Here is a 23918-nt window from a genome sequence, read left to right on the forward strand (position 1 = left end):
TTTATATACAGCTAAAAGCATAAGCCAAACGCCGGGGTTTGGATAGCAGGTTTTTAATGTAGTTGGGAAATGGGGTGTTGCTACACCGGAAATTTAACCGGTTCGATCATTCCCGCGCGGAGGGTGGGAACGAGCTGGGTGAAATAAGTGCCTCGTGTCAGACGGCCACCATCTTATTCCCCAGCGCTGGCCTTTTTCCTGCAAGCAGAACAACCGTCACCTCCACCCCGCATTATCCGGTCGCACCGACCTAAGGAAGCAACATCGTGAAAATCAACTGGGCCGAAAAGCTGCGCCAGCAAGTCCATGGGCTGGCCGAGTCGCTGGGCAATCTGTTTGTGGAGTCGTTCCATTACCTGGCGCTGTTCGCCATTGGTGCAGTGACCGCCTGGGCGGCGGTAATGGAATTTCTGGGGATGCTGGAGAACGGGCACATCAAGATCGATGACATCTTGCTGCTGTTCATCTACCTGGAATTGGGCGCCATGGTCGGGATTTACTTCAAGACCAACCACATGCCCGTGCGCTTCCTGATCTACGTGGCCATCACGGCGCTGACGCGGCTGCTGATTTCCAACGTGTCCCATCACAACCCGCCTGACGTAGGCATTATCTACTTGTGCGGCGGGATTCTGCTGTTGGCCTTCGCGATTCTGGTGGTGCGCTATGCGTCGTCGGCGTTTCCTTCGGTGAAAGTCGAAGGCCCGCGTCGCAAGGGCGAGGCGAGCCTGGAAACCGAGAAGGGCGAGCTTTAAAGCCCGACGCTGAAAGGCAGGTGACGGGTGGGCGGCCGCTGCAACAGCTTGTGATTGTCCCCATCCGTCATCACCGCCAGGATTTCCATGGCGCTGTGACCCTGCTCGATGGCAATACCGAACTGGATGCTTTGCACCAGGCGCTTGAGCCGTTGCGGGTCGTTGCGTTGTTCGGCGCTGATCATGCGCTTGGCCACTACGCCGCCGTCATCGGAGAGGGTGAGCATGATGCTGCCGTCCAGCCGCTGGATGCTCAGGTTGACGCGGTATTGTGGGCTGAAAGTGTCGGTGATGATCTGAAAAGGGTTGTCCATGGTGCGTTACCGCCTGATAAGAACATGCAGTCATTGACGACCGGTGTCGGGAATAGTTCGCGTTGCCTGACCACCGGCCAAAGTCCGTTTTCCTCAAAAGCTCTACAGCAAGGGGCGTGCCGTACAGTCGCGGGGTTCGAAATGTGGGAGGGGGCTTGCCCCCGATGGCGGTGCATCGGCCAATGAATACTTGGCTGAAAGACCGCTATCGGGGGCAAGCCCCCTCCCACATTTGAACTGCGTTGTGCTTGGGGGAAGTGACCTGTTTCAGGGCAGCACGGAGAAAACGATCGCAGACGGCGCAATCAGCACTCCACCCAGCTGACCGCCAGGCCGCCCCGCGACGTTTCTTTGTACTTGTCATGCATATCGGCGCCGGTATCGCGCATGGTGCGGATCACCCGGTCGAGGGAAATGAAGTGCTTGCCGTCGCCGCGCAGGGCCATTTGCGTGGCGTTGATCGCTTTGACGGCCGCGATGGCGTTGCGCTCGATGCACGGCACCTGCACCAGGCCGCCGACGGGGTCGCAGGTCAGGCCGAGGTTGTGTTCCAGGCCGATTTCGGCGGCGTTTTCCAACTGTTCGGGGGTGGCGCCAAGGATATCCGCCAGCCCTGCAGCGGCCATGGCGCAAGCCGAGCCCACTTCGCCCTGGCAGCCGACTTCGGCGCCGGAGATCGAGGCGTTCTTTTTACAGAGGATGCCGACGGCGGCGGCGGCCAGGAAGAAATTGACCACGTCATCGTCAGACGCGTCGGCATTGAATTTCATGTAGTAATGCAGCACGGCAGGGATGATCCCCGCCGCGCCATTGGTCGGTGCGGTGACCATGCGCCCGCCGGCGGCGTTTTCTTCGTTGACGGCGAGGGCGAACAGGTTGACCCACTCCATGGCCGACAAGGTTGACGTGATGACATTGGGCTTGCCGATTTCCAGCAGGCTGCGGTGCAATTTCGCAGCGCGACGCGGCACGTCCAAACCACCGGGCAGAATGCCCTCATCGCGCAGGCCCTGTTCCACGCACTCGCGCATTACCGACCAGATATGCAGAAGGCCGCTGCGGATGGCTTCGTCGCTGCGCCAGGCGCGTTCGTTGGCCATCATCAATTCCGAAACCCGCAGGCCGTGCTTGTTGCACAAGGCCAGTAGTTCAACGGCGCTGGAAAAGTCGTAGGGCAATTGCACATCGCTGGTCGGCGCTATGCCCGATGCGGCTTCGGCCGCTTCGATGATGAAACCACCGCCCACCGAATAGTAGGTTTGCTCGCTCAACAGACCGCCGTCGCCGTAGGCGTGCAGGGACATGGCGTTGGGGTGGTAGGGCAGGCTTTCATCGAGCAGCAGCAGGTCGGTGTGCCAGTCGAAGGCAATGGCCTGTCGGCCGGCGAGTAACAACTGGCCGGACTCGCGCAGTTGCTGGATGCGCGCGTTGATCGAGGTGGGGTCGACCTGATCCGGCCATTCGCCCATCAAACCCATCACACAGGCGCGGTCAGTGGCGTGGCCGACACCGGTCGCGGACAGCGAACCGTATAAGCGCACTTCGACGCGCCGGGTCTGGCTGAGTAACTGCTGGTCGGCCAGTGCCTGGGCAAAGGTCGCGGCAGCCCGCATCGGGCCGACGGTATGAGAGCTGGACGGGCCGATGCCCACCTTGAATAGATCGAAAACGCTGATAGCCATGCTAAAGCCTTACAAGCAATGGAGTGGACATCGCTGCCATGTTTTGTAGAGCAGGCGGAGTTGGCGCGATACTGAGCCTCTGGATCGGCGCTGACCAACGAATTATCCTAAGACACCCTTTAGCAGGACTAAACGCTATGACCCGGCCCCTTCATGGCCAGACCTATGTCTGGCTGCATGTTTTTTCTTGCGCTGCGCGGCACCTTTCGTTCACCCGCTGCGCCGAGGAATTGCACATCACGCCGGGCGCGGTGAGTCAGCAGATCCGTCAGTTGGAAGAGCGCCTGGGCTTCAGACTGTTTCACCGCCGCGCACGGGGTGTGGAGCTCAGCGCCGAAGGGCAGCGCCTGGCGACAGTGGTAGGGGAGGCCTATGGCAGCATCGACGCCGAATTGCAGCGTCTGGACGCGGGGATGATCAGTGGCACCTTGCGCCTGCGCTCGATCCCGTCGTTTCTCGGCAAGTGGCTGACCCCGCGCCTGCCACGCTTGCAGCAACGCTTTCCGGACATTCAGTTGCGCATGGTTGCCGAAGACAGCAGCGTCGCGCTGCATGAGGGCGACTTCGACCTGGCCATCGACTTGAACGATGGCAGCTATCCCGGCTTGTTATCCACAGCCCTGTTGGATGAGCAGATATTTCCGGTGTGCGCCCCCAGCCTGTTGCGTGGCCGGCCGCCATTGCATGGCCCCGCCGACCTTGCCCACTTTCCGTTGCTGCACGACATCACCGCCTGGCGTGGGAGTTTTGAGTATGCCGAGTGGGAGTTCTACCTGAATGCCATCGGTTACCCCGATGCCGATGTGCGTCGCGGGCACACCTTCAACCGCAACCACCTGACCATCGAAGCCGCCATTGCCGGCATGGGTGTGGCCATTGCACGGCGCACCTTGCTCAATGATGAGCTGGAACGCGGCACGCTGATCGTGCCGTTCGGCCTGGCCGTGCCCAACCATAAACGCTACGTGCTGCTGTATGCGCCGGGTGCATTGAGTCACCCCGGCGTGCGGGCGGTGCACGACTGGCTAGTGGAAGAAGCGGGGATTTTTCGCGCCCTGCACCCGTTGGGAGCGGGGCAATCGTGAGGAAAACTGGACGTAAGAAGTTGTAACTAACTCCCCACCCTACCAGCGTTTTTGCCCGTCGTCAGGGTTAATTTGTAATGTGGGATTTATCTTTGCAAAGGGGTTGAAATGTTTCAGCAGGTGCTCAATTGTGTAATCAAGAGGTCATGGTTTCACCACCCCGGTGTTGCAGTTTGTGATCTCTGGCGAGCTAGCTGAAATAAGGGAAGAACTATGCAAATCCAAGTCAATAGCGATAACCATATTGAAAGCAGCATCCGACTGGAGGAGTGGGTACGTACCACCATTGAGAGCACGCTCGAACGTTATGAAGAAGACCTGACCCGTGTGGAGGTCTACCTGCGGGATGAGAACGGCGACAAGCCCGGTCCCCACGATTTAAGTTGCCGTCTGGAGGCTCGGCCAAAAGGCCACCAACCGCTTTCGGTGCTACACAAGGCCGATACGCTGGAACAGGCGATCGATGGCGCAGCCACCAAGCTCGATCACGCGCTGGAACATCTGTTCGGCAAACTGCAAGGCAAGCCCCGCGCTGCCGGTAAAAACCAGCCGACCACCAAAGTCAATGAAGATGAGCTTGAACAGGAGTTTCTGGAAAAAGAACGTGCCGTATTCAACGGCTGACGGTTTTTGACTTTCATTGAAGACGGGCCTGCGCGAGCAGGCCCGTTTTCGTTTACCTGCGCTGGCGAAAGAAAAACCCGCTAAGCATCGCCAGCCCGCAAGCACCCAACCCTGCAAAGAGCATGGCCCAGCCGGCGCCGTTGCGCAGAGCTGCCTGGGCATCGCTGAACGCCAATCCCCGTGTGTCCAGCTTGCCCGCCGCGAGGTGCTGGCTGAGGGCCGGCCAATCCATTGCCGTGCCTGGCGGCAGTACCTCGGCCAGGTAATGGCCGATCCCCAGTAACAGCACCAGGCCCATCAGCGCGATATTGAGCGCCAGGGTGATCAGCCGGGCGCTGAAGTCGATGCCCGAGGCCATGCCCGCGCGATCAGCCGAGACGGCGCCGGTGGTGGTGTTGGTGGTGGGCGAATTGGTCAGCGCCAGGCCAGTGCCCGCCATCACGCAACTGAGCAGTACCAGCAGCGTGTGTGGCTGGGCGGCGACATTGGCCGCGGCCATCGCCAGAAACCCTGCGCCCATGGTCGCCAGGCCCACCGGGATAATGCGTTCGGCGCCGTAGCGCAGGGCCAGGCGTTCTGCCAGCGGTGGCACCAGCAAGGTCGGCAAGGTGTAGGCGAGCAGGGCGCCGCCGGTGGTCAGGGTGTCGTAGCCCAGGCCCGCCTGGAAATACAGCGGCAGATAGATCATGAATGGCCAGAAGCTGAAGTTCATGCCGATCGAGCCCATCAGTGCACCGTTGAAGCGCTGGATGCGAAACACCGAGAAATCGAACATCGGATGGGCACTGCGCTTTTCAACCACGATGAACAGCAGCAACGCCACCAGCGCCAGGCCCGCCCAGCCGAGCATGGCCGGTGTGGCGAAGCCGTGCTCGGTGCCCTGGGTGATGAAGTAGACCAGGGCGAACACCGACAGCGTCAAGGTCAACATGCCGGCTATGTCGAGGCGATGGCCGGCCGGGTCGCGGGATTCCTGCACGCTGATGCGCAACAGCACCAGGGTGAACAGGGTGAGCGGCACGTGCGCGAGAAACACCCAGCGCCAATCCGCGACTGCCAGGATCAGCGCGCCGACCATCGGCCCGAATCCCAGGCCTACGCCGGCAATCACGCCCCAGATTGCGAAGGCCCGGGCGCGTGCCGCCGGTTCACGAAACAAGTGCGACAGAATCGCGAACTGGCAGATCATCATCGCGCCGGCACCGATGCCCTGGACGAAGCGCGCCACGATCAGCATTGACGCGTCGTTGGCCAGCCCGCAGGCCAGCGAGGCCAGGCCAAACACCCACAGGCACAGCACCAGCACGCGTCGGCGGCCAAAGCGATCGGCCAGGGTGCCCGCTGCCATCAGTACACTGGTGCAGGCCAGGGTGTAGGCATTCATGATCCACTGGGCATCTTGAAACCCGGTGCCCAATTCGCGTTCAAGGGTGGGCAGGATGACCGGTACGCTGGAGATTTCCAGGCCGAACATCAGGGCCACCAGACACACGGCGGTGAGCGCCAGGCCGTTTCTGGCGGCATGCGCTGGGCTGAGGGCCGATAGAGCGGCGACAGGTGGCATACGCAGTTCCTTAAGAGAGGGGGAGGGGTTATTCTCTCGGGAATAGGGTTCTTTATTTGCGATAACTTTTCCCTTGATAGGGGATTAAAAGGCGACAATCCACCATGCCCACCCCACGTTTCGATGGCGTCGAACTGTTTCTGCACATCGTCGAAAGCGGCAACCTGAGCGCCGCCGCCGAGCGGCTGAACCTCACGCGCTCGGCGGTGGGCAAGGGCCTGGCGCGGCTTGAAGCGCGCCTGGGCACCTGCCTGTTGCAACGCTCCACGCGCCGCCAGCGTCTGACCGAGGATGGGCAGGCGTACTACGAGCACTGTCTGCGCGCGCTGGCGGAGCTGGAGGCGGCCGAGTCCGTGCTGGAAAGCGGCCGTCAGCAGCCACGCGGGCGCTTGCGCGCCAGTTTGCCGCTGGCGTTTGGTCACCACTATGCCGGGCCTGCCCTGTGGGGCTTGATGGAGCGTTATCCGGACCTTGAGATCGACATTTGCTTCTCCGACCGCATGATCGATCTGGCGCAGGAAGGCTTCGATATTGCCGTGCGTATCGGCCCGTTGCCGGATACCGACCGCCTGAGTGCGCGGCGTCTGGGGGAGCAAGTCATGGGATTGGCGGCGTCACCGGCGTACCTGCAACGCAGGGGGCGAATTGAACATATCGAGGAATTGGCGGCTCATCGCGGCATTGCTTACCGCAGCAATAACGTCCATCGCTCGCGGCTGGTCACGCCCCTGGTGTTGGACGACCTCCAGGCTGTGGCCGATGCGACGATTGCAGGCGTGGGCCTGGCCTGGTTACCGAGCTGGTTGATTGCCCACTATGCGCTGCGCGGGCAACTGGAGGCGGTACTGCCCGACTATCGCGAGCAGCCGGCCCCCATCCATGTGATCTGGCCGACGGCGCCGCACATGCCGGCCAAAACACGATGCGCCATTGATGCGCTGGTCGCGGCCACGCCCAGTTGCCTGGCGGGCAGTTAGAACCCGAATCCTGAACACACTGAGGATCAAATGTGGGAGGGGGCTTGCCCCCGATGACAGTGTGTCAGTCAGCTTATCTTTAGCTGACCCACTGCAATCGGGGGCAAGCCCCCTCCCACAGTTGGTTCTGTTTTGTTCTGCAGATTCCAGTCAGAACGCGATGGACGTCTGCACATACACCGTGCGCGGCTCACCCACGTACTTGCCCTTGTTGTTATCGTCGAACGAGCGCGTGTAGTACTGCTTGTTGAAGATGTTCTTCACCCCGACCGCGACGTTCAAGTCCGACAGCTGCGGGCCGAAGTCGTAGGCTGCGCGGCTGCTGAACAGCATGTAGCCGGGGATGCGTCCGTTCGCGCCGTCGGCGCTTTCGGCCTGGGTGTTGGCGTTGTCAGCGAACTGGCTGCTCTGGTAGCTGCTGTCCAGGTTGAGCTTCCACGGGCCTTCGGTGTAACCCACGCCGAGGGTGCCTTTGTGCCGGGAGGAGAAGGGCACGCGATTGCCTTTGTTCGGGCCGTCTTCACGGATGGTCGCGTCGACATACGCATAGGTGGCGTACACATCGAAGCCCGCCAGCGCCGGGCTCACGCCGTCGAGGGCATAGTTGATGCTCGACTCGATGCCCTGGTGCCGCGTTTCACCGCGGGCGATCACCGTGTCGTTGGTCTGGTTGCTGTCGTACTGGTTGTCGAAATTGATCAGGAACGCACCGATTTCCGCGCGCAGGCTGCCGTTGTCATAGCGCGTGCCGAGCTCCCAGGTGCGGGCTTTTTCCGGCTTCACTTCGCCGCTGTTCACGCGGTTGGGCATCTGGCTGTACTGCACGCTGCCGAACGAGCCTTCGGTGTTGGCGTAGAGGTTCCAGTCGTCGGTGAGGTGATAGAGCACGTTCAACGCCGGCAGCGCGGTGTTGTAGTCGCCTTTGTAGTTGACGTTGCTCAGGTTGTTGGTCTGTTGGGACTTGATCATTTCGTAGCGGATGCCCGGTGTGATCGTCCACTTGCCGATATCGATACGGTCGTCGATGAAGAACGCATTGGCTTCAGTGCCGCCACGGGTGTCGCGGTCGTTACGGCTGTCGGTGGTCGGCAGTTGCTGGTTGGCGGCAATCGGCGTGCGGTAGCGCAACTCGTGGCCGGCTTCGTTGATGTAGCGGTAACCGACGCCGACTTCGTGGGTGGTGGGGCCGAGGTCGAAGCCTTGGGCGAGACGGGTTTCCAGGCCACGTACCCAATACTCGCGGGGTGACAGCGAGAGGAAGTTGCCTTGATCGAGGTAACCGCTGCGCAGGGTCTTGGTGAAGAAACTGTTGACCGTGAATTCACGGCGATCCTGCTCGTAGCGGTAGCCGACGTTGAACATCGTGCGGCGGCCCCAGAACTTGTCGTAGGGGCGGGTCGACTGGTACGGGTCGGCCTTGTAGTCCTTGACGTTCAAGCCCCCAGGCATATCGGCCTCGCCGTCGTAGTACTGCGCCATGGCGTTGAAGCTGTTGGCGTCATCCAGCTGGTAGTTGCCCTTGAGGATCAGGTCGTCGATGCGCGTGTCGCTGTTTTCACGCCAGTCGCCGCCACGGGTGCCGGAGTACAGGAGTGCGCCGCCCAGGCCATTGTCGGCGGTGCCGCCGGCCAGCAGGTTGCCGGTGGTCTTGAAACCATCGTGGCTGGAGGACGGGCTGGTTTCGGTCTGCAGGCCGCCTTTGACGGTGGGCGCATCCGGAATCGCACGGGTCACGAAGTTGACGATGCCACCGACGTTCTGCGGGCCGTAGCGCACCGCGCCGCCGCCGCGCACCACGTCCACCGCGTCCATGTTGCCCATGCTGATCGGTGCAAACGAAAGTTGCGGCTGGCCATAGGGTGCGAAGGGCACGGGAATGCCGTCCATCAACACCGTGGAGCGTGATGCCAGCCGTGGGTTGAGCCCGCGAATGCCGAAGTTCAGCGCCATGTCATGGCTGCCGGTGCCGTTGTTGTCCGGGGCATTGACGCCGGGGATGCGGTTGAGCACGTCGCGCGCCTGGGTCGCGCCCTGGCGCTCGAATTCGTCGCGGCGGATGACGTCACGGGCGCCGGGATGCTCGAACACGTTGGTCTGCGCCGCATCGCCGAGCCAGTCGCCGACCACGTTGGAGGTTTGCAACTCGAGGGTGGCCGGGACGCCAGCCGGTTGCAGGCTGTAGGCATTGTCGCCCTCGGCGCGGGCTTGCAGGCCACTGCCTTCCAGCAGTGTGTTCAGGCCTTCGGCGGTGCTGTAGTTGCCCGCCAAACCGGGGCTTTGCAAACCGGCAGTGACCTCGGAACCGAAGGACACCAGCACCCCGGCTTCGCGGCCGAACTGGTTCAGGGCCGCCTCCAGACTTGTCGGCGCGATGTGATAGGCCTTGGTGTCGGCCGCCATCACCGGGGGCAGCACCGCCAGGCTGAGGCTGGCGCCGAGCAGGAGTTGGCGCAGGGTACGGGCAAGAAGGGTCGGTTGCAGGGGCATGAAGGGGTGTCCTGAGAAGGAAGGATCAAGGTGGCTTTCCTTCTCTGTCACGCGAGGGTTGGAAAACGGCTCAGCGTTTTTCAAACCATTTCACGCACGGGCCTGAACCGTCACCCAATAGCGGGTAAAGCGCCGCACGGTTACCGGCAGGCTGACTTCCAGCAGGTCGAGAATGCGTTCGCTGTCATCCAGCGGATAACTGCCGGACAGCAGCAGGTTTGCCACCTGCGGGTCGCAATTGAGCTGGCCACGGCGGTAGCGCCCGAGTTCGCCGAGGAAATCTTCCAGGCGCATGTGCGCGGCCACCAGCATGCCGTCGGCCCATGCGCCGCTGTTGGCGTCGACAGGACGCGGGCTGTCCCAGCCTTTGCGGGTGTAATTGACCTGATGCGCGGCGTTCACGATCAGTGGCAGGCCGCTGTAGCTGTTGGGCATCACGTCGACACGGCCATCGAGCACTGCCAATTGGGTATGGTCATTGAACTGACGCACGTTCAGGCGCGCCGCCTGGCTGCTGAGCAAGCCCTGGCCGGTCAGCACGCGCAGCGGCGTGGCACCTGCGCGGGCGGTCAGCAGGATTTCACCTTCGAGCAGGCGGATCAGTCGCTGCTGGCCATCGAAATGCACATCCACCGCGCTGCCGGTGTTGAGCTGCAATTGGCTGCCGTCGGCCAACGGCACACTGCGACGCTGGCCGACAGGGCTGCGGTAGTCCGCCGTCAACGGCGGCAAAATGTGTTGCTGGCGCAGGCTCCAGGCTGCCGCCGAACCCGCGCCGAGAATCAACAGCAGCTTCAGCGCCTGGCGCCGGCTGGTGGACTTCGGTGCATTCAACGCTGCGTGCGCCAGGGGCGAAGGCAGGCCGCGCAGGCGCTGGTTGACGCGCTGGATCTGGTCCCACGCGCGCTGGTGTTCGCTGTGCGCCTGCAGCCATTGTTGCCAGGCCGCCTGTTGGCGTGGGTCAAGCGTGCCTTGCTGCATTTGCAACAACCAGTGCACGGCCTGTTCGGCAACCTGGGTCGAGACGTTCATAGGGCGAAGTAGCAGCGCAGGGCGGCTTTATGCAGGTGGCGCTTGACCGTGGCGATGGAAATGCCCAGTTGCGCGCCGATCTGCGCGTAGGTCAGACCATCAAGCTGGGCCAGCAGGAAGGCGCGTTTGACCTGGACCGGCAGGCCGTCGAGCAGTTGGTCCAGTTCCACCAGGGTTTGCAGGATGATTGCACGGTCTTCTTCCGACGGCGCCACGTGCTCGGGCATTTGCGCCAGGGCGTCGAGGTAGGCGCGTTCCAGGTCCTGGCGACGGTAGTAGTTGAACAGCACACGTTTGGCGACCGTGGTGAGAAAGGCGCGCGGTTCGATCAGCGTTGGCGCTTCCCGCGCGCTGAGCACCCGGATGAAGGTGTCGTGCGCCAGGTCGGCGGCGCTTTGCGGGCAGCCGAGCTTGCGTCGCAACCAGCCGGTGAGCCAGTGGTGATGGTCGTTGTACAAAACTTCGACGGTGTTGGACGGCGGCAACGTGATCACTCCATCAGCATCGGCATGCTTTAGAGAACAAGAATTGTTCGCATTGTAGGGCCGCAAACACGGTTCGGCAATCGACCCGAGCAGGTGATTCATCCGTTCTCTTTTGCTTATGAGAATATTTATCATTAATATTGCGCGCTGATGAACTTGGCGCCTGCCGCATGAAAAGCAAAACCTCACTCCCCGCCTCTTATCGCCTTGCCGTTACTTCGCGCGTATTGGCGGCTGTGGTCGGCGGTTATCTGATGGCCTCCCTGGCCGCTATCTGTCTTGCGCTGTGGCTGCCGACGGCGCGCGCCGACGCGGTGATCGTCGGCATGATGAGTTCATTCGTGTTCTACCTGCTGGCGGTGCTCTGGTGTTTTGCCTGCCGCACCGCGTGGCGCGCGTGGGCCGGGGTGATGCTGCCGAGCGCGCTGTTGGCCACACTGGCGGGCATTGGGTTCTGGGTGGTGCGCACATGAAAGAGGGTTTTCGCCAAGCCATGGCCTGGCTGCACACCTGGGCTGGGTTGATCTTCGGCTGGCTGCTGTTTGCGATTTTCCTGACCGGCACCCTGGCCTATTTCAAGGATGAAATAACCCACTGGATGCAGCCCGAAGTCCAGGCCCATCCGATGGACGACGCGCGCAGTCTCGCCGTGGCCCAAGACTACCTGCAGCAACAGGCGCCCACTGCCGCGCGCTGGTTCATTACCTTGCCCACCCGCCGCGACCCCGGCCTGTCGGTGATGTGGCAAGACAAGGTCGACCCCGGCAAGCGCGGCAACTTCATCCAGAAAGTCCTCGACCCGATCAGCGGCCAAGCGGTCCAGGCCCGCGAAAGCATGGGCGGTGAATTCTTCTACCGCTTCCACTTCCAACTGCAAATGCCTTACCCATGGGGCCGCTGGCTGTCGACCCTCGCCGCCATGGTGATGTTCGTCGCGCTGATCACCGGCATCATTACCCACAAGAAAATCTTCAAGGACTTCTTCACCTTCCGCCCGCGCAAAGGCCAGCGCTCCTGGCTGGACGGGCACAACGCGGTGGGCGTGCTGGTGCTGCCGTTTCACCTGATGATCACCTACAGCAGCCTGGTGATTTTCATGAGCATGGTGATGCCGGCGCCGATCGTGGCCTCCTATGGCAATGACAGCCGTGCCTTCTTCAATGAAGTATTTCCCAGTTCCGATAATGCGCCCGCACTCGGCCAGCCGGGCACGTTGCTGCCGTTGTGGCCGATGTACCAGCAGGCGCGGCAGCAGTGGGCGGGTGGGCCTGTCGGGCGCCTGGCGGTGAATAATCCAAGCGACGTCAACGCCTCGGTGAATATATTCCGCGCCGGCTCCGACAGCGTGGTGCATGATTTCGGCAGCACCGTTTCATTCAACGGCACCACGGGCCAGTTGCTGCGGGTCAGTGGTGAGCCGTCCTTGCCGTCGGTTATCGGTGGCAGTTTCTACGGCTTGCACATGGGCCATTTCGCCGGCCCGGTGCTGCGTTGGTTGTATTTCATCTGCGGCCTCGCAGGCACGGCGATGATCGGCACAGGCCTGGTGATATGGCTGGGCAAGCGTCAGCTCAAACACATAAAAACCGGTGTGATGCCCTTTGAACTGCGGTTGGTGGAGGTACTGAATATCGCCAGCATGTCGGGGCTGATGATCGCCATCGCGGCGTTTTTCTGGGCCAATCGACTGTTGCCGGTGAGCGTGGCCGAACGTTCCGACTGGGAAGTGCGAGGCTTCTTTATTGCCTGGGGCCTGAGCCTGGTCCATGCCACGTTGCGGCGCGGTCGTCAGGGCTGGGTCGAGCAGTTGAGCCTGGGCGCGCTGCTGTTTGTGGCCATCCCGCTGATTAACGCGCTGACTACGCCGTATCACTTGGGCACTTCGCTGATGAGCGGCGACTGGGCCATGGCCGGCTTCGACCTGACGTGCCTGGCCAGCGGTCTTTTCCTCGGATGGGCAGCCTGGAAGATGCAGCGCCGCGCCGCGTTGCAGCCCAAGGCAGAGCGCGCGCGTGCATTGGCGTTCAAGCAGGAGGCCGGCTGAATGCTGCTCGCGCTGCTGCTGTGCTACGCCGGGTTTACCGCGCTGTGCCTGGCCACCGACCGTCATCACGGCGAGCTGCTGCGCAGCAAACCGACGCCTGCACGGCGCCTGGGGTTGCGTGCGGCCGGCTGGTTGCTGCTGACCCTGTCGGTCTGGCCGGCGGTGGCCGCCACCGGTTGGGGCCGGGGCCTGGTGGAGTGGTGCGCGGTGTTGATGCTCAGCGCCTTGCTGTTGGTGCTGCTGTTGCCGTACCGGCCACGGCTGGCCTTGGTCCTCGCGGGCGTCGGCCTGCTGGCCAGCCCTCTCGCGGCATTCGGCCTTTTCTGAGCTGCCCATGACCATCAGTCCCCCGCCCAGACCCCAAGACAGTTCGCACCCGGACGCGGCCGGTGGACGTGCGCATTTCCTGCAGGTGTTCCTGTCCCAGCGTTCACAGATGGAGGCATTGGTCAGCCGCCGCGTCGGTTGCCGCGCCACTGCGGCTGATCTGGTACAGGACCTGTTCCTGCGCTTCTGGCGCCGCCCGCTGGTGCAGGTCGAAGAGCTCAGCACCTACCTGCTGCGCTGCGCCGGCAATATCGCCATCGACCATTTGCGCAGCGAAGGCGCCCGCGTGCGCAGCAATGAGGGCTGGTTGCCGGAGCAACAGGACAACCAGGGCTGCGAACCCCAGGCGGCTCTCGAAGCGGGCAATGACCTGCGGCATGTCGAAGCCGCCTTGCGCAGTCTGCCCGAGCGCACTCGGCAGATTTTCCTGCTCAACCGCATTCACGGGCGCAAATACGCAGAGATCGCCAAGGCCATGGGCCTGTCCCAAAGCGCCGTGGAAAAACATATGATGCGTGCCCTGCAAGCGTGCAAGGCGAGCCTGCGCGAACCGTCAGTCCCACGTACGCCAGGGAAAGCACCGTGAACGTCACCCCCACGCCCGCCCAGGAACAGGCCGCGCTCGACTGGCTGAGCCGGCTGCACGACCAGCCCGGCAGCGGCGATCAAGCCTCCTTCAGCCAATGGCTGCGGGCCGACCCCGCCCATATCCAGGCCTACGCCCAGGCCCAGGTGCTGTGGGAGTTGAGCGAAGTCCCGGCACGCACCTTGGCCGGCGAAGACGCACAGGCCTTGCAGGGCTACCTCAATGCGATGAGCCGTTCCAGCCGCTCGCGCCTGGTGCGCGGGGCCGGCGCCTTGGCCATGGCGGCCTGCTTGTTGCTGATGGTGTCGATGGGCGCCGGTTGGCAGCCGTTTCGTTGGGTCGATGACCTTGGCGCCGATTACGTGACGGCGCCGGGGCAGGTGAGGACCGTCACCCTGGCCGATCAGTCCCACGTCACCCTCGACGCCGACAGCGCGATTGCCGTGGATTTCAGCCACGGCGAGCGGCATATCCAGTTGCGTCGCGGGGCCGGTTTTTTCCGCGTTGTCCACACCGGCCAGCCCTTCGTGGTCGAGGCGGGCGATGGAGAAACGCGGGTGCTGGGCACGCAGTTCGAAGTGCGCCTGCAACCGGCGGGGGCCCAGGTGACAGTGCTGTCCGGCCGGGTTGGCGTAACGCCGTCCGCACAGGGGGCGCAGCAAATTCTGACGGCAGGCCAGCAAGTGGCCTACGCCGACGGCCTAGCCGAGCCGCTGCATTCGGTGGACAGCGAATCACGCCTGGCCTGGCGCGAGGGTTGGCTCAATTACTACAAGGCGCCGCTGGCCGAGGTGGTCAGGGACCTCGCGCGTTACTACCCGGGCCGAATCCTCCTGCTCAATGATGAGATGGGCGCCAGACGCGTCAGCGGCAGCTTTCCAAGCAACGACCCTGTCGCCGTATTGAAGGCCTTGCAAGCGGTCCTCGGCTTCGAGCAGCACACGCTGTTGGGGCGCGTGATCGTAGTGCGCTAGCCGCATCGCGCCGTTCACCGAAGCTTCATCGCAATCGCCAAAACCTGTCACCAAACGGTTACACGTGCCGTGGATCATCCTGGGTTTCCTGAACAAGTGGTCAGGAAGCGACCTACATCTGCCCGTTCAACAGGGCATTGTCAGTAAGGGATCTACACGTGAACTACAACAAACTCTATGCCCTGTTCCTGGCCTCGGGCCTGGGCGGTTTTGCGCCGCTGAGTCTGGCGGACGATTCCCAGGACGTCGGTTCGGTGAATGTGGCCGGCAAGCAGACCCTGGGCAACGGTCACATGATCCGCGAGGAAAGCGCCAAGGCACGGTCGACGGTGACCAAGGAGGCCATGGACGAGATGCCGGCGACCGCCAACGCCATCGACAAGCTCAAATACACGCCGGGTATCAACGTTTCCAGCGACGACGCCAGCGGCACCAGCGGTACCACGTTCACCATGCGCGGAATGAGCTCCGACCAGGTTGGGGTGTCGGTCGACGGCGTACCGATCAACGATTCGGGCAACTACAGCGTTTACTCCAACCAATTGGGCGATCCGGAAAACCTCGCTGAAGTGTTTGCCACTCAAGGGTCTTCCGAGGCGGATGGCCCGCACATCGGCTCCAGCGGCGGCAATATCGGCATGATCACGATTCGGCCGACCCAGGACGCCGGGGTGTTCGCCAAGCAGATCGTCGGTGCCAATGCGCTGCGCAAAACCTTCGTACGTGCCAACACCGGTGACTTCGGCGGCCTCAAGACCTGGGTCTCGGCGTCTCACCTGGAAGGCGACAAATGGCGCGGCAAGGGCACCCTGCGCAGCGACAAGGTCGAGTGGAGCAGCCTGTTCGAAGGGGATAATGGCAATTCCACGCTGGCCACGGTCAAGTACAACAAGCAGGAAAACTACAACTACAACAGCCTGAGCAAGGCACAGTTCGACACTGAAGGACGACGCAAGGACTACGCCGAAAGCCCGGTGTACAAGGCCGGTTTGTTATCTGCGTCCTATAAGCTCAACCGCAACCCCTTTGAAAGCGTCAACGCCACGCTGACCCAGCGCTGGCAACTGCAAGACAACCTGTCGCTGACGCTCACGCCGTATTACTACTGGGCCAACGGTGGCAGCTTCAGCGGCCAGACCGCGTCAAACCTGGGGCCGCGCTCCGACAAGGCCGGCAATTACGACCTGGGCAACCTGCAATCGGCCAACTATTACCGCCCTTCATGGACCGAGACCTGGCGTCCCGGCTTCACCGCCAAGATGAAGTGGGACATCAACGAGGAACACAGCCTGGACTACGGCTACTGGTACGAACGCGCACGCCAGCGCCAGACCCAGCCGTTTATCGGGATCAACGGCGAAGGCGCGCCTGATGAGGTGTGGGGCGACTACAACGACGGTGGCCAGGTGGTCGATAAAAACGGCAAGACTGTACAAGGCCGTCACTACTACACCGTCACTCCGGCACAGAAACTCTGGGTTCAGGACAGCTGGCAGGCCACCCCGGACCTGAGTTTTGTCGGCGGTGTGGCCTACCAGTACGTCGAGCGTGACGGTAATAACCTCGGCAGCCTCTACGACCAGCCGGAGAAACGTAACACCCGCTACCACCAGTTCCTGCCCAACTTCAGCGCCAAGTATCAGGTGGACGAGCGCAACCAGGCGTTCTACAACCTCACCCGCAATATGCGCACCCCGCCCAACTACGTGCTGTACAACAAAGGCGACTCGGTGAGCCTCAAGTCCGAACTGAGCTGGAACCAGGAACTGGGCTGGCGCTACAGCGAAGACGACATGGCATTGAGCGCGACGCTGTTCTACATCAGCTTCAAGGATCGCCAGGTGTCGACCACCGACGCCAGCGGTGACTACATGGTGCTCAACGTGGGCAGTGTCGCTAACAAAGGCCTGGAACTTGAGTGGAGTGGTTTGCTGCCGAACCACTTCAACTACTACGCGTCCTACACCTACACCCAGTCCGAACAGAAGGACGATTTGCTCAGCAAGAATGTGTTGTTGCCCACCTCGGGCAAGCAACTGGCCAACGTGCCGCAAAACATGTTCAACCTGGTCTTCGGCTATGACGACTCGCGGTTCTACGGGAATATTGCGGGCAAGTATGTCGGCAGCTTCTATGGCGATTTGACCAACAAGGAAAAGATCGAGGGCCGCACGGTGTTCGACCTGAACGCGGGTATTTATCTGCCGGTGGACAAGAAGGTCATCAAGTCGGCCGCGTTGCGGTTTTCGATGCTTAACCTGTTCGACAAAGAGTACTTGAGCTCGGCGCGTACCGTGGCGTTCAACTCGGCACCGGTCAATGGGCTGGCACCGAGTACGGCGTATTACAACGTGGGGGAAGAGCGGACGGCGATGGTGTCCCTGGAAGCCAACTTCTAAGGTCACCACAAAACCAAATGTGGGAGGGGCTTGCTCCCGATTATGGTGGATCAGCGACAGATAGGCTGGCTGACACACTGCTATCGGGGGCAAGCCCCCTCCCACATTTGATCTGCGGTGTTTTCGAGGGCCGGGTTATTTCAGGGCGGCCATGATCGCATCCGGATTGTAGTCGCGGATCAACGTGCCATTGACGTCCACAAACGGAATCCCGCCGCCGCCCAACGCTTCATAGGCCTTGCGCGCCTGGGCATCTTTCTCGATGTCGAAGGTCTGGTAAGGAACCCCCTTCTGGTCCAGAAAGCGCCGGATCTGCTTGCAGTAGCCGCACCACTCGGTGGTGTAAAGCACCACGCGCGCCGAGGCGCGTATCTGCTCGGACACCACCTGCGACGGGTTGAACAGCCGCTCGAGCTTGCCCCAGTTCTGAATCACCACCACCACCAGCAACACCAGCAGGACTTTCTTCAAGACCCCGCCAAGCATGAGTTACGGCGCTTGAGCTGGTCGGTCAGTTGGGTCGGCAGGCCCTTGATGATCAAGGTGCCGGCGGCTTCGTCGTATTCGATCTTGTCGCCCAGCAGGTGGGCTTCAAAGCTGATGGACAAGCCTTCGGCGCGGCCGGTGAAGCGGCGGAACTGGTTGAGGGTGCGTTTGTCGGCAGGAATTTCCGGCGACAGGCCGTAGTCCTTGTTGCGGATGTGGTCGTAGAACGCTTTGGGCCGATCTTCATCGATCAGGCCGGACAGTTCTTCCAGGCCCATGGGCTCGCCGAGCTTGGCCTGGCTGCTGGCGTAGTCCACCAGGGTCTTGGTTTTCTCGCGGGCCGACTCGTCCGGCAGGTCCTCGCTTTCAACGAAGTCACTGAACGCCTTGAGCAGGGTGCGGGTTTCGCCCGGGCCGTCGACGCCTTCCTGGCAGCCGATAAAGTCGCGGAAGTACTCCGAGACCTTCTTGCCGTTCTTGCCCTTGATAAACGAGATGTACTGTTTGGACTGCTTGTTGTTCTGCCACTCGGACACGTTGATTCGCGCGGCCAGGTGCAGTTGGCCCAGGTCCAGGTGGCGCGAGGGCGTCACGTCCAGCTCGTCGGTCACCGCCACGCCTTCGCTGTGGTGCAGCAGGGCGATGGCCAGGTAGTCGGTCATGCCTTGCTGGTAGTGTGCGAACAGCACATGGCCGCCGGTGGACAGGTTGGACTCCTCCATCAGCTTCTGCAGATGCTCCACTGCGGTACGGCTGAAGGTGGTGAAATCCTGGCCACCGTCAAAGTATTCCTTCAACCAGCCGCTGAACGGGTGCGCGCCGGACTCGGCATGGAAGAAACCCCAGGCCTTGCCCTGTTTGGCGTTGTAGCTCTCGTTGAGGTCGGCAAGCATGTTCTCGATGGCGGCCGATTCGGACAGCTCCGAATCACGGGCATGCAGAACTGCGGGTGTGCCGTCGGGTTTTTTGTCGATCAGGTGGACGATGCAATGACGGATCGGCATAGGCTTCTCGGCTGGTTGAAGGGGAGCGGTGAGCCTCCCCCAAAAAGTTGCCCAGTGTACCGCACCCGTTGGTCAAGACGCGCCTGGAAGGGCGGTTTGGATGTTCTCCCACCGTGCATATGGGGTTTTTTCACGCTTTAGAGCGATAAAGCTGACCAAATGGGTATGTTGAGGCGGATATTTCCCCGTCTCTGTGCTAGTTTTGCCCCGTCTTACGCCAAGTCTCGGCGTTAAGCGTGCATTCAGCATTTGTCAGGTCGAACCAATCCCCGTTTCAAGCATCTATAACCCCGTTCTCCAAGGTTATAGCCGGGGCGCCAGGCCGACACGGTCGGGCTCGACGGCTGACACTGCACTCTGCAATCCATATGAATTTGATAGGGAAGGAACACCACAATGGCTTTGACTAAAGACCAACTGATCGCTGATATCGCTGAAGCTATCGACGCGCCGAAAACCACCGCGCGCGCAGCGCTGGACCAGCTGGGCCAGATCGTTGCCGATCAGCTGGAAAACGGCGGCGAAATCACTCTGCCAGGTATCGGCAAGCTGAAAGTGACCGAGCGTCCTGCCCGTACCGGTCGTAACCCTTCGACTGGCGCTGCCATCGAAATCGCTGCCAAGAAAGTTATCAAGCTGGTTGTGGCCAAAGGCCTGACCGACGCTGTTAACAAGTAAGACGCAGTAAAAAAAACCGTGCTCCGGAGTGATCCGGGCACGGTTTTTTGTTGCCTGCGATTTTGTTTGTAACTGTAGGAGCGAGCTTGCTCGCGAAGAACCCACAATCACCGCGTTTATCCAGAATACACGCGTTATCGTTGGCGTCCTTCGCGAGCAAGCTCGCTCCTACAGGGGGCTGGGTTCAACGAACCCAGCGCTGGCGCCAGATGTGCTGTTCATTCTTGGTCTGGAAGGTCCAGGCGACGAACCGGCTTTGCTTTTGCCCTTGGGACATTTCCACCACTTGGCTTTCCAGCACGCCGGCCTTTTTCAACGCCGTCTCGATCGCGGGCAAGTTTGACGCTTTTGACACCAGTGTGCTGAACCACAGCACCTTGTGGGCAAAATGCGCGCTTTCGGCGATCAACTGCGTCACAAAACGCGCTTCGCCGCCTTCACACCACAGTTCGGCCGACTGGCCGCCGAAGTTCAGCACCGGCAACTTGCGCTTGGGATCGGCTTTGCCCAAGGCGCGCCACTTGCGCTCGCTGCCTTTGGTGGCTTCGTCCATGGACGCGTGGAACGGCGGGTTGCACATGGTCAGGTCAAAGCGTTCGGCAGGCTCCAGCAGGCCCAGCAGGATGTGCTTGGGATTGGGCTGCTGGCGCAACTGGATGACTTTGCTCAAGTCATTGGACTGCACAATGGCCTTGGCGGCGGCCACGGCGATAGGGTCGACCTCAGAGCCGAGGAAGTTCCAGCGGTACTCCATGTAGCCAATCAACGGGTAGACGCAGTTGGCGCCCATGCCGATATCCAGCACCTTGACGATGGAACCGCGCGGAATCTTGCCGTCGTTGACGCTGGCCAGCAGGTCGGCGAGGAAGTGCACATAGTCGGCGCGCCCCGGCACCGGCGGGCACAGGTAATCGGCCGGGATATCCCAATGCTGGATGCCATAGAACGATTTGAGCAACGCCCGGTTGAACACCCGCACCGCGTCCGGGCTGGCGAAGTCGATGCTCTCTTTGCCATAAGGATTGATGATCACGAATTGCGCCAGTTCCGGCGTGGTCTTGATCAGCGCCTGGAAGTCGTAACGGCCTGTGTGGCGGTTGCGCGGGTGCAGGGTCGCCTCTTTGCGTGGTGCGACGGGTTTGGCCGTGGCAGCGGTTTCAGGCTTCTTGCGCGGTGGTTTGGGTGTGCTAGGGGCGGTCATGTTGATTCTGGTGTTGGCTCAAAGTGGCGGCCATTGTCACACATTCCCGAGGACAACTCGGTCAAATGTGGGAGGGGGCTTGCCCCCGATGGCAGTGTGTCAGTCAATTATCTGTTAACTGACCCGCCGCCATCGGGGGCAAGCCCCCTCCCACATTGACTGCATTGGCAGCAGGACATCGGGCAACGATCAGGCAAAAAAAAGAGACCCGAAGGTCTCTTTTTTACGCGACTCAAGCCTTACAGGCTGGAAATCCGCGCATGTTGCTCCGCCAGCTTGCCCAAGGCCTGTTCAGCCTCGGCCAACTTGGCGCGTTCCTTGTCGATCACTTCTGCCGGCGCCTTGTCGACGAACGCCGCGTTGGACAGCTTGCCGCCCACGCGTTGCACTTCGCCTTGCAAGCGGGCGATTTCCTTGTCGAGTCGGGCCAGTTCCGCGCCCTTGTCGATCAGGCCGGCCATCGGCACCAGCACTTCCATATCACCGACCAATGCAGTGGCCGACAGCGGTGCTTCGGCGCCATCGGCCAATACGGTGATGGACTCCAGCTTTGCCAGCTTCTTGAGCAGCGCATCGTTCTCGCTGAGGCGACGCTGGTCTTCGGCACTGGCGTTCTTGACGAACACGGCCAGCGGCTTGCCCGGACCGATGTTCATTTCGGCGCGAATGTTGCGCGTACCGAGCATCAGGGTCTTGAGCCATTCGATATCGCTTTCGGCGGCCTCATCGATACGGGCTTCATTGGCCACCGGCCAAGGCTGCAGCATGATGGTCTTGCCTTGTATACCGGCCAGCGGCGCCAGGCGCTGCCAGATTTCCTCGGTGATGAACGGCATGAACGGGTGCGCCAGGCGCAGCGCCACTTCCAGCACGCGCACCAGGGTGCGACGGGTGCCGCGCTGGCGTTCGACCGGCGCGTTTTCGTCCCACAGCACCGGCTTGGACAGTTCCAGGTACCAGTCGCAGTACTGGTTCCAGATGAACTCGTACAAGGCCTGTGCGGCCAGGTCGAAGCGGAACTGGTCGAGCTGGCGGGTCACTTCGGCTTCGGTGCGCTGCAGCTGCGAGATGATCCAGCGATCGGCCAGGCTCAGCTCGAAGGCTTCGCCGTTCTGGCCGCAGTCTTCGCCTTTATCCAGCACGTAGCGTGCGGCGTTCCAGATCTTGTTGCAGAAGTTGCGATAACCTTCGACGCGGCCCATGTCGAACTTGATGTCGCGACCGGTGGACGCCAGCGAGCAGAAGGTGAAGCGCAGGGCGTCGGTGCCATAGCTGGCGATGCCGTCGGCGAACTCGTCGCGGGTCTGTTTCTCGATCTTTTTCGCGAGCTTGGGCTGCATCAGGCCCGAGGTGCGCTTGTGCACCAGGGTTTCCAGGTCGATGCCGTCGATGATGTCCAGCGGGTCCAGGACGTTGCCCTTGGACTTGGACATTTTCTGGCCCTGGCCGTCACGTACCAGGCCGTGCACGTACACGGTCTTGAACGGCACCTGCGGGGTGCCGTCTTCGTTCTTCACCAAATGCATGGTGAGCATGATCATCCGGGCAACCCAGAAGAAAATGATGTCGAAGCCGGTGACCAGCACGTCGGTGGAGTGGAATTTCTTCAGGAATTCGGTCTGCTGCGGCCAGCCCAACGTCGAGAAGGTCCACAGGCCCGAGCTGAACCAGGTGTCCAGTACGTCATTGTCCTGTTGCAGCGCGATGTCGGCACCGAGGTTGTGCTTGGCACGCACTTCGGCTTCGTCGCGGCCTACATACACCTTGCCCGACTCGTCGTACCAGGCCGGAATACGGTGGCCCCACCACAGCTGACGGCTGATGCACCAGTCCTGGATGTCGCGCATCCACGAGAAGTACATGTTTTCGTACTGCTTGGGCACGAACTGGATGCGGCCGTCTTCCACGGCAGCAATCGCCGGCTCGGCCAGCGGCTTGGTGGACACGTACCACTGGTCGGTCAGCCACGGCTCGATCACGGTGCCGGAGCGGTCGCCCTTCGGCACTTTCAGGCCGTGGTCGTCAACGCTCACCAGCAAACCGGCAGCGTCGAAGGCGGCAACGATCTGCTTGCGCGCTTCGAAGCGGTCGAGGCCGGCGTATTCAGCCGGGATCTTGCCGTCGATGCTGTCGTTCAGCGTGCCGTCCAGGTTGAACACCTGGCAGGCCGGCAACACGGCGGCATTCTTGTCGAAGATGTTCAGCAGCGGCAGGTTGTGACGCTTGCCGACTTCGTAGTCGTTGAAATCGTGGGCCGGGGTGATTTTCACGCAGCCGGTGCCGAATTCAGGGTCGCAGTAGTCGTCAGCGATGATCGGGATGCGGCGGCCGACCAGTGGCAGCTCGACGAACTTGCCGATCAGTGCCTGGTAGCGCTCGTCGTTCGGGTTAACCGCAACGGCAGCGTCGCCGAGCATGGTTTCCGGACGGGTGGTGGCGACGATCAGGTAGTCGTTGCCCTCGGCAGTCTTGGCGCCGTCAGCCAGCGGATACTTGAGGTTCCACAGGAAGCCTTTCTCGTCGTGGTTTTCCACTTCGAGGTCGGAAATCGCCGTGTGCAACTTGGTGTCCCAGTTGACCAGGCGCTTGCCGCGGTAGATCAGGCCGTCTTCATGCAGGCGCACGAAGGCTTCCTTCACCGCTTCCGACAGGCCGTCGTCCATGGTGAAGCGCTCGCGGCTCCAGTCTACGGACGAACCCAGGCGACGGATCTGACGGCTGATATTGCCGCCGGACTGGTCTTTCCATTCCCAGATTTTCTCGAGGAACTTCTCGCGGCCCAGGTCATGACGGCTCTGGCCGGTGGCTTCCAGTTGGCGTTCCACCAGCATCTGGGTGGCGATACCGGCGTGGTCGGTACCCGGTTGCCACAGGGTGTCGCGACCCTGCATGCGGCGGAAACGGATCAACGCATCCATGATCGCATTGTTGAAGCCATGGCCCATGTGCAGGCTGCCAGTGACGTTCGGTGGCGGAATCATGATGGTGTACGAGTCGCCCGCACCTTGTGGGGCGAAATAGTTTTCGGACTCCCAGGTGTTGTACCAGGAAGTTTCGATAGCGTGGGGCTGGTAGGTCTTATCCATGCGCGGCGGGACCCTAGTTGGCATTTATTCAGGAAAGCCGGCAAGTATAACGGGGGATAGAGCGCAGGGCGAGGCGAAGACAGGGCTTAAGGCGTATGCAACCAAATGTGGGAGGCGGCTTGCCCCCG

Annotated in this window: 21 protein-coding genes; 11 read left to right on the forward strand and 10 right to left on the reverse strand. The window is 61.6% G+C overall.

Features of this window, described 5'->3' with window-relative positions; genetic code table 11:
• The first annotated feature begins 266 nt into the window (after positions 1 to 266).
• A complete protein-coding gene (locus BFQ04_RS16515) occupies positions 267 to 755 on the forward strand; it encodes a phosphate-starvation-inducible protein PsiE (protein WP_057724703.1) in 489 nt (162 codons plus the stop codon).
• Here BFQ04_RS16515 and BFQ04_RS16520 read toward each other — a convergent pair.
• Together BFQ04_RS16520 and BFQ04_RS16525 are read right to left on the reverse strand one after the other, a co-directional pair.
• Positions 752 to 1069 carry a DUF3509 domain-containing protein gene (locus BFQ04_RS16520; RefSeq protein WP_065885908.1) on the reverse strand — a complete coding sequence of 106 codons (318 nt, stop codon included), beginning with the start codon at positions 1067 to 1069 and terminating at the stop codon, positions 752 to 754. The genes BFQ04_RS16515 and BFQ04_RS16520 overlap by 4 nt on opposite strands.
• Before the next feature lie 305 nt (positions 1070 to 1374).
• Positions 1375 to 2751: an L-serine ammonia-lyase gene (locus BFQ04_RS16525; protein WP_065951726.1), complete on the reverse strand. Its 1377-nt coding sequence runs from the start codon at positions 2749 to 2751 to the stop codon at positions 1375 to 1377.
• A 137-nt stretch (positions 2752 to 2888) separates the two neighbouring features.
• On the opposite strand from BFQ04_RS16525, the gene BFQ04_RS16530 reads away from it, so the two are divergent.
• Together BFQ04_RS16530 and BFQ04_RS16535 are read left to right on the forward strand one after the other, a co-directional pair.
• Positions 2889 to 3836, forward strand: coding sequence for a LysR substrate-binding domain-containing protein (locus BFQ04_RS16530; protein WP_065951727.1), 948 nt, complete (start codon positions 2889 to 2891; stop codon positions 3834 to 3836).
• Between the two features lie 213 nt (positions 3837 to 4049).
• Positions 4050 to 4460: an HPF/RaiA family ribosome-associated protein gene (locus BFQ04_RS16535; protein WP_016978251.1), complete on the forward strand. Its 411-nt coding sequence runs from the start codon at positions 4050 to 4052 to the stop codon at positions 4458 to 4460.
• Positions 4461 to 4512: 52 nt separating this feature from the next.
• On the opposite strand, the gene BFQ04_RS16540 is transcribed toward BFQ04_RS16535, so the two are convergent.
• Positions 4513 to 6024 carry an MFS transporter gene (locus BFQ04_RS16540; RefSeq protein ID WP_065951728.1) on the reverse strand — a complete coding sequence of 504 codons (1512 nt, stop codon included), beginning with the start codon at positions 6022 to 6024 and terminating at the stop codon, positions 4513 to 4515.
• 104 nt (positions 6025 to 6128) lie between these two features.
• On the opposite strand from BFQ04_RS16540, the gene BFQ04_RS16545 reads away from it, so the two are divergent.
• Positions 6129 to 7001: a LysR family transcriptional regulator gene (locus BFQ04_RS16545; RefSeq protein ID WP_065951729.1), complete on the forward strand. Its 873-nt coding sequence runs from the start codon at positions 6129 to 6131 to the stop codon at positions 6999 to 7001.
• A 150-nt stretch (positions 7002 to 7151) separates the two neighbouring features.
• On the opposite strand, the gene fecA is transcribed toward BFQ04_RS16545, so the two are convergent.
• The 3 genes from fecA to BFQ04_RS16560 all read right to left on the reverse strand — a co-directional run bounded on the left by fecA (position 7152) and on the right by BFQ04_RS16560 (position 11005).
• Positions 7152 to 9488: a TonB-dependent Fe(3+) dicitrate receptor FecA gene (gene fecA, locus BFQ04_RS16550; protein ID WP_065951730.1), complete on the reverse strand. Its 2337-nt coding sequence runs from the start codon at positions 9486 to 9488 to the stop codon at positions 7152 to 7154.
• A gap of 90 nt (positions 9489 to 9578) precedes the next feature.
• Positions 9579 to 10520 carry a FecR domain-containing protein gene (locus BFQ04_RS16555; protein ID WP_065951731.1) on the reverse strand — a complete coding sequence of 314 codons (942 nt, stop codon included), beginning with the start codon at positions 10518 to 10520 and terminating at the stop codon, positions 9579 to 9581.
• Entirely contained in the window at positions 10517 to 11005 is a 489-nt protein-coding gene (locus BFQ04_RS16560) for a sigma-70 family RNA polymerase sigma factor (RefSeq protein ID WP_065894835.1), read from the reverse strand. Before BFQ04_RS16560 ends, BFQ04_RS16555 begins: the two co-directional genes overlap by 4 nt.
• Positions 11006 to 11175: 170 nt before the next feature.
• Here BFQ04_RS16560 and BFQ04_RS16565 point away from each other — a divergent pair, with 170 nt between their 5' ends.
• The 6 genes from BFQ04_RS16565 to BFQ04_RS16590 all read left to right on the forward strand — a co-directional run bounded on the left by BFQ04_RS16565 (position 11176) and on the right by BFQ04_RS16590 (position 17335).
• Entirely contained in the window at positions 11176 to 11478 is a 303-nt protein-coding gene (locus tag BFQ04_RS16565) for a DUF3649 domain-containing protein (protein ID WP_065951732.1), read from the forward strand.
• Positions 11475 to 13049 (forward strand): PepSY-associated TM helix domain-containing protein, encoded by a 1575-nt coding sequence (locus tag BFQ04_RS16570; RefSeq protein WP_065951733.1) that lies wholly within the window; start codon positions 11475 to 11477, stop codon positions 13047 to 13049. The genes BFQ04_RS16565 and BFQ04_RS16570 overlap by 4 nt, the downstream gene beginning before the upstream one ends.
• Positions 13050 to 13376 (forward strand): DUF3325 domain-containing protein, encoded by a 327-nt coding sequence (locus BFQ04_RS16575; RefSeq protein WP_065951734.1) that lies wholly within the window; start codon positions 13050 to 13052, stop codon positions 13374 to 13376.
• Between the two features lie 7 nt (positions 13377 to 13383).
• Entirely contained in the window at positions 13384 to 13962 is a 579-nt protein-coding gene (locus tag BFQ04_RS16580) for an RNA polymerase sigma factor (RefSeq protein ID WP_065951735.1), read from the forward strand.
• A complete protein-coding gene (locus BFQ04_RS16585) occupies positions 13959 to 14936 on the forward strand; it encodes a FecR family protein (protein ID WP_065951736.1) in 978 nt (325 codons plus the stop codon). The genes BFQ04_RS16580 and BFQ04_RS16585 overlap by 4 nt, the downstream gene beginning before the upstream one ends.
• A 158-nt stretch (positions 14937 to 15094) precedes the next feature.
• A complete protein-coding gene (locus BFQ04_RS16590; protein WP_065951737.1) occupies positions 15095 to 17335 on the forward strand; it encodes a TonB-dependent receptor in 2241 nt (746 codons plus the stop codon).
• 135 nt (positions 17336 to 17470) lie between these two features.
• On the opposite strand, the gene BFQ04_RS16595 is transcribed toward BFQ04_RS16590, so the two are convergent.
• The gene (locus BFQ04_RS16595; protein WP_065951738.1) at positions 17471 to 17821 is read right to left on the reverse strand and encodes a glutaredoxin family protein; all 351 of its coding nucleotides are present in this window, start codon (positions 17819 to 17821) and stop codon (positions 17471 to 17473) included.
• The gene (yejK, locus tag BFQ04_RS16600) at positions 17803 to 18825 is read right to left on the reverse strand and encodes a nucleoid-associated protein YejK (protein ID WP_065951739.1); all 1023 of its coding nucleotides are present in this window, start codon (positions 18823 to 18825) and stop codon (positions 17803 to 17805) included. The genes BFQ04_RS16595 and yejK overlap by 19 nt, the downstream gene beginning before the upstream one ends.
• A gap of 396 nt (positions 18826 to 19221) precedes the next feature.
• On the opposite strand from yejK, the gene BFQ04_RS16605 reads away from it, so the two are divergent.
• The gene (locus BFQ04_RS16605; protein WP_005785131.1) at positions 19222 to 19503 is read left to right on the forward strand and encodes an HU family DNA-binding protein; all 282 of its coding nucleotides are present in this window, start codon (positions 19222 to 19224) and stop codon (positions 19501 to 19503) included.
• A 184-nt stretch (positions 19504 to 19687) separates the two neighbouring features.
• Here BFQ04_RS16605 and rlmF read toward each other — a convergent pair whose 3' ends face one another.
• Together rlmF and BFQ04_RS16615 are read right to left on the reverse strand one after the other, a co-directional pair.
• A complete protein-coding gene (gene rlmF, locus BFQ04_RS16610; RefSeq protein ID WP_065951740.1) occupies positions 19688 to 20704 on the reverse strand; it encodes a 23S rRNA (adenine(1618)-N(6))-methyltransferase RlmF in 1017 nt (338 codons plus the stop codon).
• 239 nt (positions 20705 to 20943) lie between these two features.
• The gene (locus tag BFQ04_RS16615; RefSeq protein ID WP_065951741.1) at positions 20944 to 23790 is read right to left on the reverse strand and encodes a valine--tRNA ligase; all 2847 of its coding nucleotides are present in this window, start codon (positions 23788 to 23790) and stop codon (positions 20944 to 20946) included.
• Positions 23791 to 23918 lie beyond the last annotated feature (128 nt).

The sequence above is a fragment of the Pseudomonas sp. 37 R 15 genome (genome assembly GCF_900004865.1).
GTDB lineage: Bacteria > Pseudomonadota > Gammaproteobacteria > Pseudomonadales > Pseudomonadaceae > Aquipseudomonas > Aquipseudomonas fluorescens_AM.